General features: G+C 61.5%; 13 protein-coding genes. 6 read left to right on the forward strand and 7 right to left on the reverse strand.

Annotated elements, in window-relative coordinates; genetic code table 11:
* The first annotated feature begins 29 nt into the window (after positions 1-29).
* The 3 genes from HZ994_01530 to trxB are packed head-to-tail and all read left to right on the forward strand — an operon-like array spanning position 30 to position 5,249.
* On the forward strand, positions 30-3,584 hold the full coding sequence (locus HZ994_01530; GenBank protein QTN31060.1) for a hypothetical protein: 3,555 nt from the start codon (positions 30-32) through the stop codon (positions 3,582-3,584).
* A gap of 11 nt (positions 3,585-3,595) precedes the next feature.
* The gene (locus HZ994_01535) at positions 3,596-4,267 is read left to right on the forward strand and encodes a hypothetical protein (GenBank protein ID QTN31061.1); all 672 of its coding nucleotides are present in this window, start codon (positions 3,596-3,598) and stop codon (positions 4,265-4,267) included.
* A gap of 55 nt (positions 4,268-4,322) precedes the next feature.
* Positions 4,323-5,249, forward strand: a complete 927-nt coding sequence (trxB, locus tag HZ994_01540; protein ID QTN31062.1) for a thioredoxin-disulfide reductase — start codon at positions 4,323-4,325, stop codon at positions 5,247-5,249.
* Here trxB and HZ994_01545 read toward each other — a convergent pair.
* Positions 5,182-5,640, reverse strand: a complete 459-nt coding sequence (locus HZ994_01545) for a hypothetical protein (protein QTN31063.1) — start codon at positions 5,638-5,640, stop codon at positions 5,182-5,184. The two genes, trxB and HZ994_01545, sit on opposite strands and share 68 nt — an antisense overlap.
* Positions 5,637-6,275, reverse strand: coding sequence for a pyridoxamine 5'-phosphate oxidase (pdxH, locus tag HZ994_01550; protein QTN31064.1), 639 nt, complete (start codon positions 6,273-6,275; stop codon positions 5,637-5,639). The genes HZ994_01545 and pdxH overlap by 4 nt, the downstream gene beginning before the upstream one ends.
* 129 nt (positions 6,276-6,404) lie before the next feature.
* Here pdxH and HZ994_01555 point away from each other — a divergent pair, with 129 nt between their 5' ends.
* The 3 genes from HZ994_01555 to purH all read left to right on the forward strand — a co-directional run bounded on the left by HZ994_01555 (position 6,405) and on the right by purH (position 11,123).
* The gene (locus tag HZ994_01555; GenBank protein QTN31065.1) at positions 6,405-8,711 is read left to right on the forward strand and encodes a hypothetical protein; all 2,307 of its coding nucleotides are present in this window, start codon (positions 6,405-6,407) and stop codon (positions 8,709-8,711) included.
* Between the two features lie 67 nt (positions 8,712-8,778).
* Positions 8,779-9,477, forward strand: coding sequence for a tRNA (N6-threonylcarbamoyladenosine(37)-N6)-methyltransferase TrmO (gene tsaA, locus HZ994_01560; GenBank protein ID QTN31066.1), 699 nt, complete (start codon positions 8,779-8,781; stop codon positions 9,475-9,477).
* Positions 9,478-9,581: 104 nt separating this feature from the next.
* Complete coding sequence (gene purH, locus HZ994_01565) at positions 9,582-11,123, forward strand: bifunctional phosphoribosylaminoimidazolecarboxamide formyltransferase/IMP cyclohydrolase (GenBank protein QTN31067.1); 1,542 nt, start codon at positions 9,582-9,584, stop codon at positions 11,121-11,123.
* Positions 11,124-11,152: 29 nt separating this feature from the next.
* Here the strand turns inward: purH and vanZ are convergent, their stop codons facing one another.
* The 5 genes from vanZ to xseB form a co-directional block, all read right to left on the reverse strand.
* Positions 11,153-11,584: a VanZ family protein gene (gene vanZ, locus HZ994_01570; GenBank protein ID QTN31068.1), complete on the reverse strand. Its 432-nt coding sequence runs from the start codon at positions 11,582-11,584 to the stop codon at positions 11,153-11,155.
* Between the two features lie 87 nt (positions 11,585-11,671).
* Positions 11,672-11,944, reverse strand: a complete 273-nt coding sequence (locus tag HZ994_01575) for a hypothetical protein (protein ID QTN31069.1) — start codon at positions 11,942-11,944, stop codon at positions 11,672-11,674.
* A 5-nt stretch (positions 11,945-11,949) separates the two neighbouring features.
* Positions 11,950-12,228: a BrnT family toxin gene (locus HZ994_01580; protein ID QTN31070.1), complete on the reverse strand. Its 279-nt coding sequence runs from the start codon at positions 12,226-12,228 to the stop codon at positions 11,950-11,952.
* 44 nt (positions 12,229-12,272) lie between these two features.
* The gene (locus HZ994_01585; protein ID QTN31071.1) at positions 12,273-14,171 is read right to left on the reverse strand and encodes a 1-deoxy-D-xylulose-5-phosphate synthase; all 1,899 of its coding nucleotides are present in this window, start codon (positions 14,169-14,171) and stop codon (positions 12,273-12,275) included.
* The gene (gene xseB / locus HZ994_01590; protein ID QTN31072.1) at positions 14,152-14,481 is read right to left on the reverse strand and encodes an exodeoxyribonuclease VII small subunit; all 330 of its coding nucleotides are present in this window, start codon (positions 14,479-14,481) and stop codon (positions 14,152-14,154) included. The genes HZ994_01585 and xseB overlap by 20 nt, the downstream gene beginning before the upstream one ends.
* Positions 14,482-14,493: the final 12 nt, after the last annotated feature.

Here is a 14,493-nt window from a genome sequence, read left to right on the forward strand (position 1 = left end):
TATCCGGAAAGCATTTATAATGTAAATCCATGATGAACCTGCCTGAAGGCATTCGTTGTTCCTCCCGTCTGCATCCGGTCAGATATTGCAAATCCGGATTCGCGCTTGTCGTCACCCTCACCCTGCTTGTCCTGCTGTCCATCCTTGCGGTTGGGATGCTAAGCCTCTCCTCAATCAGCCTTCGCAATTCCGCCAACGGATCTTCCCAATCTCAGGCTCGTGCAAACGCCCGCCTTGCCCTGATGGTCGCCATCGGCGAATTGCAGGAGCAGTTGGGGCCCGACCAGCGCGTTTCCATGACCGCCGATCAGCGCATCGCGCCGGGTGGCGATGGCAGCGTAACATCCTCGGTGGCAGGGAACCGGCGCTGGACGGGAGTTTTCGACTCATGGCCCGCCACTTCCGCAACACGTCCGTCCCCGGTGTTCCGTTCCTGGCTCGTATCCGGGGATGAGTCGATGCGCAAGCTGCTTGCCTTACCCCAAACCGCTTTGTCCGGCACGGACGCCATCGAACTCGTCGGGGCCGGGACGGTTGGCACCGCCACCGACGGCCTGGTCAAGGCACCCCTTGTCAATGTCGGGCCTGGAGCGAACCATACCGGGCGCATGGCATGGTGGGTGGGTGACCAGGGCGTCAAGGCCGCCGTCTCCACCCAGGCCGCCTCGAAGGAGACGAGTCTTGCGGCGCTGCGCAACAATCTGCAGGGTGCGCCCCGGAACGCTTCCGAACTCGCAGGCACAGGTTCCTTGAAGCCGTTCGCCGGCCTCTCGACGGACGATGCCCGCACCCGGCACCTCACCAGCTGGCGCCAGGCGGCTTTCCTGGCAACGGATACGGAATCGCCCCGCCCGCTGTTCCACGATCTGACGGACGCTTCCTCCGGCCTTATGACAAACGTCCGCGCCGGCGGCTTCCGCAAGGATCTCTCGATGAAGCTGGAGAGCTTCACCGCAGCACCCGATTTGAGCGATCCATCGAATGTGTTGTACAATGTGCAGGGCGATGTCGGGATCAATTTCCAGGAACTCTGGTCCTACTACCATCTCTACAGGGAGCTGCGGTTCGGGGGAGGCGGGACTTTCACCACCGGGGGTAGCGTTCCCACCACCGCGCCCTATCTCAGGACTGCCGATTCGATCGACGGCGTCACACAGGACAATTGGGACAGATACAAGCAGCCGATCACCATCAGCTACCAGGTCGTTCTATCCTTCGAGATGTTTCCCGCCCCCGCCAACAGGCATCCGGGCAAGCAGGCGCTCTATGTGAACATGGATCCTGTCATCACCCTCTGGAATCCCCTGGATGTTGCGGTGGATGTCGCCCCGCACCAGGATCCGCAGGGCAGGACGAAGTGCTGGATGTATGTGTTCTGGGTGATCCCCTACGACATCAACGTGCAGGTCAACGGGGGCGGCTTGCGCAGGTGCTCCCTGATGCGGTCGGTTTACAACAAGGACTACGCCAACACCAATCTAGGGATCGACTACAACATGCTGCGCCTCAATGTCGGCGAGATGGAGAGAATCACCCTCAGGCCGGGTGAGGTGGTCAAGATTTCCCAGACGGGAAATACCTCTGCGGGCAACGGCGGATTCACGGGACTGAACGGAAGGAAAGGCTTCAATTACGGCGGCGGCACAAGGTTTCCGCTCATTGACGAGAACGGGCAGTATGTGCTCCTTGAGAATGTCGACCAGATCAGCTACAGCGCCTCGCCAAACAACCTCACCGGAGGCAAGGACGGGGCATCCGGAGGCAATATCGTCGACGGGTATTCTCAAAACAATTCCCGGCGCTGGTCGATGACCCATAACAGCGTGGTCATGGGCAGCCCATGGGGCTACAACACGCACATCGGCCAGGTTTCCGTGGATCATTGCTATGGCCAGCAGCGCTGGAAAGTCGGGGAGCCACTCAGAACCACCAATAACCCGCGGATGAACAAAACCCTGTCGAACTCCAGCCGAGTGTTCGCGAACGATGCGCGGTATGCCGAGACCTATCCGACCATTGGGGGGCTCCAGAACACCAGGGTGATCCCCGCGAACAGCATCGCCTCGCGCAAAGCTCCTTTCATGGTGCATTCCTACGACATCAAGACGGAATTGGAGAACAAGCGGGGCACCAGGATGTTGGCCCGTTTCAACCCGAAGGCGCACAACGTGGATTTCTACAATCTTCACGACGAGGAGCGGGACATGCTGCCCTACCAGCCGGGGATCACGGCGCTGACAAGCTGGCTCAATGCGCCCCTTGATGAAACCCAGAGCGGACAGGGTTTTTTCGGATCCAGCCTGGCATCCCAGTTCGGCTCCAATTTTGTGACGACGCACAGCGTCCCGAGGCAGCCCATCGTTTCCCTTGCGGCTTTCCAGGATTCCTTTGCGAACGGCTTCAACCGCCTGACGGAATCCACGGGCAGCGAGCACGCGATGGCGCGCCTGCCCATGCTTCCCCAGGTTTCCCACGCGATTGGGAACTCGCTGGCTCCGGCGATGATCGCGCCGGACAGGACGGAGGGCAATCTCGCCAACAACCCGCGCCCGCTGGCAGACCATTCCTACCTTGCGAACCGGGCGCTGTGGGACGACTGGTTCCTTTCCGGCATCAGCCCGCAACCGTCTCCCGCCTTTGCGCAGGCACGGGACCAGAAAACCGTGGCCACCGAGTTTCTCTCCGGCAAGAAGCCCCTGCCCGTGGCCCGCTACATGCCTGTTTTGGAGGGGCGGGACGCCTCCCAGCTTGCCTCCTCCATTTTCTCGGGCGTGATCCCTAACAGCACGGCGATCGACAGCGTGGCGAGCTACCTGCGCGTGGACGGCATGTTCAATGTGAACTCGACCTCCATCGAGGCATGGAAAACCGTGCTGGGCTCCCTGAAAGACCGCCAGATCGTGGTGCGCGACGAGGCGGGGGTGGAGAGCATCGCCGCGAAGGACGGCAACACACCCGTGGCTTCCCTCGGGGCTCCCAGAAACATCATCATCAAGGACGAGGCCGCGATGAAGCGCGAGCAATGGCATGGCCGCCGCACGCTCACCGACACGGAAATCGACGGCCTGGCACGCGCCATCGTGAAGGAAGTCCGCAAGCGCGGGCCCTTCACCAGCCTTTCCGATTTCGTCAACCGCAGGGTCGGCACGGACAAGGCGCTCGCCAAATCCGGCGCGATCCAGAGTGCGCTGGATTCCGATGGGGTCTCGATCAACGAAAAACAGAACTCGTCCCGCTCCGTCAGCCAGGCCTCGGCGAACCGCTTCACGTTTCCCGAGGCCGAGAAGGGGCCGATGGCATACGGGGCGCCTTCGGTGGTGAAGCAGGGTGACATACTCACGCCGATCGCGCCGGTGCTCTCCGCTCGCTCCGACAGTTTCATCATCCGTGCCTATGGGGAGGCGGTTGACGCCGGCGGCAAGGTTACGGCGCGGGCATGGTGCGAGGCGGTGGTGGAGAGGGATCGCAATTACGTTGATCCCGCCGACAAGGCGGAGACGCTCCCGGTGAGCCAGGCCAACCGGGATTTCGGAAGGCGCTTCAACATCGTCTCCTTCCGTTGGCTGCACCCCGGCGAAGTCTGAACCCACTCCCGATGATACGTTTCCTCTTCACCGCTGCGCTTTTGTTCTCCCCTTTGTGCCACGCCGCGCCGAAAGGGGAAGTCGAAGTCCGCTTCCTTGCGGAGAGCAGCCCGCCGGATCTCGGCCAGGTATTGCTGGCCAATGCCGAAGCCCGGACGGATCCCTTCGACCTGCCGGTCAACAACCTTTCCCCGGCGCAGATCCCCCCGGCCAGGCTGTTCAGTGTGTGGTCCGTGAATAAAAACGCATCGCTCGCTTCCGTCACCCTGCCCGAGGAGGGGAAATCGTTCATCGTCCTGCTAGTGCCCTCGCCTAAGGGCGGCTATCACCCCATCGTTCTCAGGTCGGACGATCCCGCTTTCAAGGGCGGTGACATCCGTTTCCAGAACCTCACCAACAAGACCGTTCTCGGATTTGTCGGCACTTCGAAGTTTGTCCTGGCCCCGGGTCTGGGAAAGGTTGTTACTCCGAAGGGTGCGAGGGCGGAAAAATTCTACGACGTCGGCCTGGGGGTGAGGGAGGCTGAGGGCGATCGCGTATTGGCCCAGACACGCTGGCCGGAGGATGCGCTGGCTCGGTTCTACGTGTTTTTCTATGTGCACCCGGAGACAAAGCTTGTCGCCTACCGTGCGGTGGATGAGTTTGTCGGGAATGCCGCCGCAGCACTGCCACCCGGCGGTTGACTCCTGGGCCATGCCACCGGAATAATGGCAGCCAGCAAGCATTCAACCAAACAACATGGAACACGTAATCATCATCGGAACCGGCTGCGCCGGATACACCGCCGCCATCTACACCGCCCGCGCCAACCTTAATCCGCTGATGATTTCCGGCACCCAGCCGGGTGGGCAGCTGACGACGACAACCGAGGTGGAGAATTTCCCCGGTTTCCCCGATGGCATCATGGGGCCGGATATGATGATGGCGATGCAGAAGCAGGCGGAGAGGTTCGGGACGCGCATCCAGTATGCCACGGTGGAGTCGATCGTTAGGGAGGGTGACGGGACGTTCAGCGTGAAGCTCGGCGAGGAGACATTGCGCTCCAAGACGGTCATCATCGCCACCGGAGCCGCGCCGCGCCACCTCGGCCTGCCCAACGAGAAGAAACTCATCGGCCACGGGCTGACTTCCTGCGCGACCTGTGACGGGGCCTTCTACCGCGATGTGCCGGTGGCGGTGATCGGCGGCGGAGACAGCGCCTGCGAGGAAGCGGGCTTCCTCACACGCTTCGCCAGCAAGGTGTATCTCATACACCGCCGTGACGAGCTCCGCGCCTCCAAGATCATGGCGGACAGGGCTTTGGATAACCCCAAGATCGAACCTGTGTGGAACTCCGGGGTGACCGAATACCTGACGGACGAGAAAGGCGAGATGCGCGCCGTGAAGCTCAAGAACCTGGTGGACGGCACCGAAAGCGAGCTTGAGGTCGCCTGCGTTTTCGTGGCGATCGGCCATGTGCCCAACAGCGGCTTTGTGAGCGGCTTGGTGGATCTGGACGAGAACGGCTACATCCTCCAGACACCCGGCCGCACCTCAACGAAAACGCCGGGACTTTTCGCGGCGGGCGATGTCGCGGATCACTACTACCGGCAGGCGATCACTGCGGCAGGCCAGGGCTGTGCGGCGGCGCTGGAGGCGGAGAGGTATCTGGCGGATCACGAGTGATTGGCGGCTGCGAATCCGATGGATCCCCATCGGTTTCCGGCACGGCGGCCGGTTCGGGCGGTATTACGGTGGAATAGACCCCATCGCCCACCTCAAGGATGCCGGACTGGATGTCGGCTGCGGCGTATTGACCGAGTTTCTCGCCGGTGGCGAGAAGGTTCGCGGCGCGGCCTTCCGGCCCCTGGGTGGTGAGGATGGAGCCTGTGGGTATGTCCCATTTTCCGTAGGCCTGGATGAGCGTGAATTTCCGGCCGGCCGGGATCGATGCGATGCGGCCCACGAGGCGGGGCTTGGGCTTCTCCTCTTCCTTGGCGGTGGGTTGTTCCTGCGCTTTCTCCGCGCAGGAGGGGAGCAAAAGCGCCAGCAATGCGAGTATCCGGAAATTCCTCATGGCGAGAGGCGGTTGATATCCCAGCCGCCATCGGGCTGGAGTGTGTATAGGAAGCGGTCATGCACGCGGGCGGGTCCTCCCTGCCAGAATTCGATGGTTTGCGGGATCACGCGGTAGCCGCCCCAGAAGGAGGGTAGTGGGATCTCGCCATCGCGGAACCGGGTTTTGATTTCCTCCAGCTTCTGGAGCAGGATTTTCCGGGAGGTGATGACCTCGGATTGGTTCGATACCCAGGCGCCAATCTGGGAATCGCGCGGGCGGGTGGCGAAGTAGCGCAGCGATTCCGTGGTGGTGATTTTTTCCGCGCGGCCCTGGACGATGACCTGACGTTCCAGGGTGATCCAAGGGAAGAGCAGGCAGACGGAGGGATTTGCGGCGATGTGGGCGGCCTTGCGCGAACTGTAGTTGGTGAAAAAGGTGAAGCCCTTGGAATCGAAGGCCTTGAGGAGGACGGTGCGCTGGCTGGGGGTGCCTTCCGGCGAGATCGTGGCGAGGGTCATCGCGTTGGGTTCGTGGACCTTGAGCTCCGTCGCCTGCGCGAACCATCGGGCGAAGAGCTCGGTGGGATCCGCGGTGAGATCCTTGCGGTGGAGTCCTTGTGAGGAGTATTCTTTTCGGAAGTCGGAGAGATCCATGGCCTTTTGTAAACGCAGGACGGGGGAATTCAAACCCCAAGCGGCGGCAAGGCCGCGTATCCCCGTAAAACCGTCGGAAATCCACGATTGGGGCTTGAAAGCGCCGTAAGGTTGTTTCTACTCAAATCCGTGAAATACAAAATCAGTGTGAGCATATTGGGCGGTGCGATCCTTTTCGGGGCAGTTTCCTGCAAGGAGAAGCCGAAAACGGCGGATGCGCCGGAAACTGCGAAGAGCGTTGCCGAAAAGGTTGTCAAGGCTGTCGAGGAAGCGGTGGCACCCAAAATGAAGAAATCGCTCACGGCCGAGGAGCGGGCTGCGAAGCTGGGTTTCGCGAAATTCCTGCCCAAGGATACGGAGATGGTCATGTCCGTGTACGACGCCAGGAAGGCGGGGGATCAGCTCAAGGCGCTGAAGCTCTATGGGCTCCTGCAATCGGAGATCGGCATGGGTGTCGACGGATTCGAGCAGGAGATGTTGGATGAAGTCGTTCCTGAAGACGATCTGCTTGAGGATGGGGAGCAGGATGAGTTTGAGGAATTCGATGGCGGAGAGATGGGTGAAGCCCCCAGCCCATGGCTTTTGCTCGGGCAGGAGGTCACCTTCGCGCTCGGGGATACCGGCAGCGAGCAGGCCGCGAGGATGATGAAATTCAGCAGCCGGATGACATATTTCCAGGCAAGGGCCATGGGCAAGGCGGCTCAGGCCTACGCAAAGACCGGCGACATGCAGGATTTCACGGACAGCCTGCAATCGGAGATGGGCGGGGACATGATGAAAAACCTGCTCAGTGACCCGGAATCCGGCATTGCGCTCATCGATAAGGCGGAGATGCCGCCGTTCTACATCGCCATGCGTGCGAAGGAGGGCGAGCTGGAGCAGGCCGCGCAGATGGTAAACAGCGGCATGGGTATCTTCGGGATGGCGGAGGGCATGGCCGAGCCGGTGGAGATCGAGACCGGCGGAGCGAAATTCATGGGCTACAAGCTGCTCGGTGCGAAAATTGCGGAGCTGATGGAGGAGGGCAAGGAGGGCATGGCCGAGAGCATGGGTGAGGACAATGCCACGGCGCTCATTTCCGCGATCTCCAGGAAGAACATCGTGGTGGTCACGGGCACCGTCGCCGATTACGTGGTCGTCATGATAGGCGGCAGCGAGACGTCCCTGAAACTCGCTTCCGGAATCGAGGAGTCCATCGTTGCGGGCGACGAGCTCAGCTTCGCCGATGATTATGCCGACAAGCAGTTCGTGTCGGTCATCTATGGAGCAAACGAGGTATGGGAGGAAATCATGGACGATGCAGGCGTCTTCGCCACCTACGCGCTAGGCATACGCGATGGCATTTCCGGAGGTGGCGGAATGGGCGACACCCGCGATCTTGAGGCGATGCTCCAGATTGTTGCGGACCGCGAGAAGGCGATGCTGGGGCTGTGCAGTTCCGAAACGCTGGGAATGGTCGCGTTTGTCGATGAAGGGCTGAAAATCGAAAGCATAGGCGGATATGACCAGGGTGCAGTCGATTGGGATGCGAAAACCAGCCTCGCCCACCTCGGCGATAGCGGCGACAACATGCTTTTCCTCAATATCCCGAGCAATGCCGCCTATGACGAGCAGATGGGGGATTACCTCGAGGCCATCGTCGAGACACTCTACGCGGCGACCGTGAAGTTCTCAGAGCTTGAGATCGATGCGCCGGAGCTTGCCCAGGTGAAGGAGTCCATGAAGCTCTTCGACGGCCAGTTCCGCGCGGATTTTGTCGGGCTGTATGGTGCGCTGGGAAATCTCTCGGACGGCCTCGGGCACGAGACTGCGGTGGTGATGGATCTCAAGGGTTCCATGCCGGCCATTCCCGGCTTCCCGCAGGCGTTCGTCGATGAGGCGAAGGCACCGCGTTTCACGATGATCTCGCCGGTGGCGGATCGCGGCAAGATCAAGGAATCCTGGAAGGAAATGGATACCCGCATGACATCCCTTCTGGCCAAGGTCAGCGAGATGACGAATGAGAAAATCCCGATGCAGAAGCCGATCAGCTCGGAAAAGGACGGCATGACCACATGGTTTTTCTCCATGCCGTTTTTCCAGGACGATTTCATGCCATCCGTGACGGTGAGCGACGAGTGGTTCTGCATGTCCACCTCAAAGACCCAGGCGCAGGATCTGATGATCAAGGCCGCGGACGGCGGGGCGGCCGGGAATGGCGCGGTGTTGCGGGTCAATTTCAGGGCGCTCGTGGACTATGCCGACGGGATGCTGGCGGTTCTCGACAAGAATTCCGCGGAAATTTTCACCGGGGAAGGCGAACGGGAATCCTTCAAAAGCGAAATGGAGGATATGAGAAAGTTCATCGACGCCTGCCGCGATTTCGACTCGATGAGCTGGAGAATCCGCAAGGAGGGCGGCTCGGTGCGCGGCTCCGTGCACTTCAAGGTCAACTGATCCGATCCTGGGGAACCCGCGCTGCGCCAGTTGGCGGGGTGCGGGTTTTCCCATTCCAAGACAAGCCATGGAGATCGAGCCGATAGGTCGCCTGAGGACTTGCTTCGGTGAGAAATTCGCAGTGCCGCGCCAGCCGGGGCTTTGTCCGGCTGCCTGGGGCGTTCTGGAGCTTTCCCCGGCATACCGCTCGGCGGAGGCGGTGCGCGGCCTGGACGGGTTCTCCCATGTCTGGCTGGTCTTCGGCTTCCACGGGACGGAGAGCGAGGGCTGGCATCCGACGGTGCGCCCGCCCAGGCTTGGCGGGAACGAGCGGGTGGGGGTTTTCGCAAGCCGCTCGACCTACAGGCCCAATGGCCTGGGGCTTTCGCTGGTGAAACTGGATCGCGTGGCGATGGTGCGCGAAGGTGGGCTGGAGCCTCCGGTGCTGCATTTTTCCGGGGTCGATCTGGTGGACGGGACGCCCATCTATGACATCAAGCCCTACCTGCCCTTCATCGAGGCGCTGCCGGATGCGTCCGTGGGATATGCCACGGAGCCGATACGGCGGGTGCCTGTGGAGCTTGAACTCTCGGCGGAAGCGGATTTCGCACTCCTCGACGGGCGCTCCCGGCAGGTGATACTCCAGGTTCTATCCCTCGATCCGCGCCCTGCGGCATCCCCGGAGGAAACGGGAAAAGCCCATGGAGCCAAGCTCTGCGGGGTGGATGTGAGGTTCCGTTTCCATGATGGGGTTTGCCGGATCACCGGGATTGATGGGATCCGTTAGGCATTCCGGTAGGATTCCCGCTTGCCTGCGGGGCGGGGCTTGCATACGGGGAGGGCGTATCCGGCGAGGCCTCTGCCCGCCGGATTTCACCCCAAAGACACATTATGGCCATTTCAAGAGCATTGCTTTCGGTTTCCGATAAAACGGGTTTGGTGGAGTTCGCACAAGGGCTCGCGGAAATGGGGGTTGAGCTGCTCTCGACCGGCGGCACCGCGAAGGCGCTGCGCGACGCAGGACTCACCGTCATCGACGTATCCGAATACACCGGCGCACCTGAACTCTTCGAGGGTCGCCTGAAAACCCTCCATCCCATGGTGCACGGCGGCCTGCTGCACCGCCGCGACGATCCACAGCACGTGGCCGATGCGGAAAAGCACGGCATCCCGCCCATCGATCTTGTGGTGGTGAACCTGTACCCCTTCGAGGAAACCGTCGCGAAGGAAGGTGTCACGCTTGCGGAGGCCATCGAGAACATCGACATCGGCGGGCCGTCGATGCTGCGCAGCGCGGCGAAGAACCATTCGCATGTCACCGTCGTGGTTTCCCCCGATGACTATCGGCTGGTGCTTGAGGAAATGCGCGGCAACGGCGGCGATACGACCAAGGGCTTGCGCGAGCAGCTTGCGGTGAAAGTGTTCCTGCGCACCTCCCAGTATGACGGGGCGATCACGAATTTCCTCGGCCAGTGCCGCCAGGGCACGGGCTGTTCCTTCACACTGAGCCTTCCGCTCGAGCAGGAGCTGCGCTACGGCGACAACCCGCACCAGAAATGCTCGCTATACGGGAATTTCGCATCCTGCTTCACCCAGCTCCAGGGCAAGGGGCTGAGCTACACGAACATCATCGACATCGAGGCCGCAGCTGACCTGATCCTGGATTTCGTCCGCCCCACCGTCGCCATCCTCAAGCATACGAACCCATGTGGTGTCGGCCAGGATGACGAGGATCTCCGCCTCGCGTGGAAGAAAGCCTTCGAGACGGACCGCCAGGCGCCCTTCGGCGGGGTGATCATCACCAACCGCCCGCTGACGCTGGAACTCGCCCGGATCATTTCGGAAATTTTCACCGATGTGATCATCGCCCCGGACTTCGAGCCAGATGCCCGCGCCCTTCTCCAGAAGAAGAAGAACCTGCGGCTGATGAAAATGAACGATGCCTACCTCTCCGCCAAGAAAGCTCCGGTGATCCGCTCCAGCCCGGGTGGCATCATGGTCATGGACCGAGACCACACCGCGCTTGGCCTGGATGACATGGAAAGCAAGGTCGTCACCAAGCGCCCTCCGACCCAGGAAGAGATCCGGGCGATGCGCTTCGGCTGGAGGATCGTGAAAAACGTGAAATCCAACGCCATCGTTTACGCCCATGCGGATCGCACGCTCGGTATCGGTGCCGGCCAGATGAGTCGCGTTGATTCCTCCCGCATCGCGATCTGGAAAGCCAAGGAGGCGGGGCTGGATCTCAAGGGATCCATCGTCGCCTCGGATGCCATGTTTCCCTTCGCGGACGGGCTGCAATCCGCGATCGACGCCGGTGCCACCGCCTGCATCCAGCCGGGTGGCTCGATGCGCGACGAGGAGGTCATCGCCGCCGCCGATGCAGCTGGAATGGCCATGGTCTTCACCGGCCACAGGCATTTCAGGCATTGAGGGTTGGGGGACGGCGAGCGGCTCCAGATTCAGGCCATCGGTTTCATTGCCGCCCCTGAAGTTTCTGCAGCGGGGAATGCAGTCGGCTCGCGAGGACAATGCTTAATGAGGGAGCCGAGGATGTCTGCGAGCCAGTCGAAGGGATCGTTGCCGGAGCGGCCTGGGGTGAAGGTCTGGTGCCATTCGTCCAGCGCGCCGATGACGGCGAAGAGCAGCAGTGGCAGAAGGATGCGTTGCCGGAGCGGGGCTTGCAGCCCTTTTCTCAGTATGACCCAGGTGGCGAAGGTGAAAGCACCTCCCATGAAGTATCCGAAATGCAGGATCTTATCGATATGGGGGATTTCCGGCCCGCCCTCGGGCATTGTTTTTGAAAACGACGAGAGGACGAAAAGCGCGGCAGCCCAGGTGATGAAGCCGGTGAGCCAGAGGCGGGGGCTGCCCAAGAGTTCAATTTTCAACATCCAAGGTTCGGGCAAGGGGAAATTTCTCGTCTCGGATTCCAAGGGGGATTTGGTTTCATCCCTTTGCTGGAGCTTGGTGGCCGGGAGCTATGGGTTCTTCATCTCGTCCTCCAGGCGCTCGGCGAGCCATTGCTTCATCATGGACTGGTAGTTGAGGAAGCGGGAGCGGGCGATGCGCTTGATGCGGGAGAGCATGCGTGGATCGAAGCGTAGGGTGATGGTGGTGGATTCGCGGGAGTCCGCCTCGTGTACGGAGCCTGCCATGAGCTTGGGGTCGAGCTCGTGGTTTTCCCAGAAGGCGTGCTCTTCGGCGTCGTCCTCGAACTCGGGGAGCTGGTCCCAGGATGTGATGGCTTTCATGGTGTTCAGCGGGTTTCGTTGTAGTTGCGGTCGTAGAAACGGCGCTCGGCATCGCTCATCTCGCGGGCGGAGATGACGCGGGCGATTTTTCCGTCGGTGGTGAAGGAAATGAAGAGGTGGCGATCCGCAACGGTACGTCCGAGTGCGTAGTAGCGGGAGGCTCCGTCGCCGCGGTCGTTGTCCGGGAGGAAGCGTATTGCGAAGGGATCCTCGAGGATTTCCTCAAGCTCCCCGGGCTTGATCTTGCGGAGGTCGAAGGGGGTGTCGATGAGGTCGAGTTCCATGATGAAGACTTTTAGATACCAGGGATCTGAATCCAGGGAGATGGCTAGATAGTGAGATGCGGGAGGATTTTGTCGAGTGCGGCGTTTGCTGTCAGTCCGTGGAGCCCGTGTAGGATCTCTGGCTTGCCGTGCTCGATGAATTCGTCCGGCCAGCCGATCCGCTCAACGTGTGTGGGTATGCCTGCGTCATGCAGGTGCTCGATGCAGGCGGCCCCGAAGCCGTTGGCCAGGACATGATCCTCGAAGGTGCAGACGACCTTGCAGGAGCGGGCAACCTTTTCGAGCAGGGCGGTGTCGAGGGGCTTGATGAAACGCGGGTTCACCAGCGATACGGAGAAGCCCTTCTCCTCAAGCAGCCTTTTGGTCTCCAAGGCCATCCCGAAGAATGTGCCGAGACCGATGAGGGCGACATCGGAGCCTTCCTGGATGAGCTCGCCTTTGCCCAGTTCGATGGGGGACGTCCTGTCATCGGCGGGTGTCCCGGCGATGATGCCGCGCGGGTAGCGGATTGCGGTGGGGCCGTCGTCGTATTTCGCCATCCATCTGAGCATGGCGGTGAACTCGGCCTCATCCTTGGGCTGCATGTGGATGATGTTGGGGATGTGCCGGAGATAGCCGATGTCGAATAGCCCGTGGTGGGTGGGGCCGTCGTCGCCGGAGAGTCCGCCGCGATCCATGCAGAGGCGGACAGGGAGGTTCTGGAGCGCGATGTCATGGATGATCATGTCATAGGCCCGCTGCATGAAGGTGGAATAGATTGCCAGGAAGGGGCGGAAGCCCTCGGTGGCGAGGCCGGCTGCGAAGAGGGCGGCGTGCTCCTCGGCGATGCCGACATCGAAGTAGCGGTCCGGGAGTTCCTTCTTGAACGTCTCCAGCTTCGTCCCGCCCGGCATGGCGGCGGTGATGGCGACGATCTTTGGGTCGTCGATGGCGAGGTCGGTGACGGTGCGGCCGAAGATGTCCGAGCAGGTCGGTGAGGAGACGGTATCGGTGGAGCCGTCCTCGATCTTGTAGGCACCAAGTCCGTGGAACTTGCCCGGGTTGTCGAGGGCGGGCTGGTAGCCGCGGCCCTTTTCCGTGATGATGTGGAGCACGGCAGGCTCGTTGAGCGTCTTGAGGTGCTCGAAGGTCTTGATGAGCAAAGGCAGGTTGTGCCCATCGATGGGGCCGAAGTAGCGGAGGCCGAACTTCTCGAAGAGGACGTTGGGGAAGATCAGGTTCTTCGCGCCTTCCTCGACGCGGTGGGCGATCTTGCGGACGGCCTTGCCAAGGACTTTCTCGACGAAATCGGCAGCGGTCGTGCGGACGGCGGAGTAGGTGGAGTGGGTCTGGAGGGCGTTGAAGTAGCGGGCGATGGCACCCACGTTCTTGTCGATGGACCATTCGTTGTCGTTGAGGACGACGATGAATTTCCTGGTGGTCTCGGCGATGTTGTTGAGCGCCTCAAGGGTGGGGCCGCAGGTGAAGGCGGCATCCCCGGCGACGGCGACGACGTGGTTATCCCCGCCGGCGAGATCGCGGGCTGCGGCCATGCCGAGGGCTGCGGAGAGGGCGGTGCCTGCGTGACCCGCGCCATAGGCATCGTGTGGGGACTCGGTGCGGAGGAGGAAGCCGTTGAGGCCTTTGTAGGTGCGGATGGAGTCGATTTCCGCCGCGCGTCCGGTGAGCATCTTGTGGACGTATCCCTGGTGGGAGACATCGAAGACGAATTTGTCCTGCGGCGTTGAGAAGACAGTGTGCATGGCGATGCTCAGCTCCACGACACCGAGGTTGGGGCCGAGGTGGCCGCCTGTCACCGAGAGGCAGCTGATGAGCTTTTCACGGATCTCCGCGGCCAGTGCCGTGAGTTCGCATTCGGAGAGCTTTTGCAGGTCCGCCGGGCTGTTGATGGATGCGAGCAGCTGGCTGTTGCCGCCGTTGGTTTCAGAAGAGGCTGATGTCATTGCTTTCGTCTGGGTCGCCGGAAATCCCGTCCGGGCTGTTCCCTGGAATCCCGGCGGAAGAGCCGCCATCGTCCGTTCCTTGTTCCCCGCGGTCTGCGAGGGTGATGAGTTCTATCCTGGCCTTCGCGGCGGAGAGGACGGACCCGCAGTGCTTGAGCAGGGCGGAACCTTCCTCGTAGCGGGCGACCAGTTCCTCAAGCGGGAGTTGCTCGCCTTCCATGGCCTCGACGATATCCTCCAGTTCCCCCATGGCTTCCTCAAAGGAGGGGCCGGTGGCTGCGGGGACATCGTTCTTTTTGCGGGCGGGCATGGGCTGTCTGGG

The sequence above is a fragment of the Akkermansiaceae bacterium genome, assembly GCA_017798145.1.
Classification (GTDB): domain Bacteria; phylum Verrucomicrobiota; class Verrucomicrobiia; order Verrucomicrobiales; family Akkermansiaceae; genus Luteolibacter.

Excerpts from the sequence above, each read along its gene's own strand:
- vanZ (QTN31068.1), bottom strand. The coding sequence starts at position 11,584 with ATGTTGAAAATTGAACTCTTGGGCAGCCCCCGCCTCTGGCTCACCGGC.
- pdxH (QTN31064.1), bottom strand. The coding sequence starts at position 6,275 with ATGGATCTCTCCGACTTCCGAAAAGAATACTCCTCACAAGGACTCCAC.
- purH (QTN31067.1), top strand. The coding sequence starts at position 9,582 with ATGGCCATTTCAAGAGCATTGCTTTCGGTTTCCGATAAAACGGGTTTG.
- HZ994_01535 (QTN31061.1), top strand. The coding sequence starts at position 3,596 with ATGATACGTTTCCTCTTCACCGCTGCGCTTTTGTTCTCCCCTTTGTGC.
- HZ994_01580 (QTN31070.1), bottom strand. The coding sequence starts at position 12,228 with ATGGAACTCGACCTCATCGACACCCCCTTCGACCTCCGCAAGATCAAG.
- HZ994_01530 (QTN31060.1), top strand. The coding sequence starts at position 30 with ATGATGAACCTGCCTGAAGGCATTCGTTGTTCCTCCCGTCTGCATCCG.
- HZ994_01545 (QTN31063.1), bottom strand. The coding sequence starts at position 5,640 with ATGAGGAATTTCCGGATACTCGCATTGCTGGCGCTTTTGCTCCCCTCC.
- HZ994_01575 (QTN31069.1), bottom strand. The coding sequence starts at position 11,944 with ATGAAAGCCATCACATCCTGGGACCAGCTCCCCGAGTTCGAGGACGAC.
- trxB (QTN31062.1), top strand. The coding sequence starts at position 4,323 with ATGGAACACGTAATCATCATCGGAACCGGCTGCGCCGGATACACCGCC.
- xseB (QTN31072.1), bottom strand. The coding sequence starts at position 14,481 with ATGCCCGCCCGCAAAAAGAACGATGTCCCCGCAGCCACCGGCCCCTCC.
- HZ994_01585 (QTN31071.1), bottom strand. The coding sequence starts at position 14,171 with ATGACATCAGCCTCTTCTGAAACCAACGGCGGCAACAGCCAGCTGCTC.
- tsaA (QTN31066.1), top strand. The coding sequence starts at position 8,779 with ATGGAGATCGAGCCGATAGGTCGCCTGAGGACTTGCTTCGGTGAGAAA.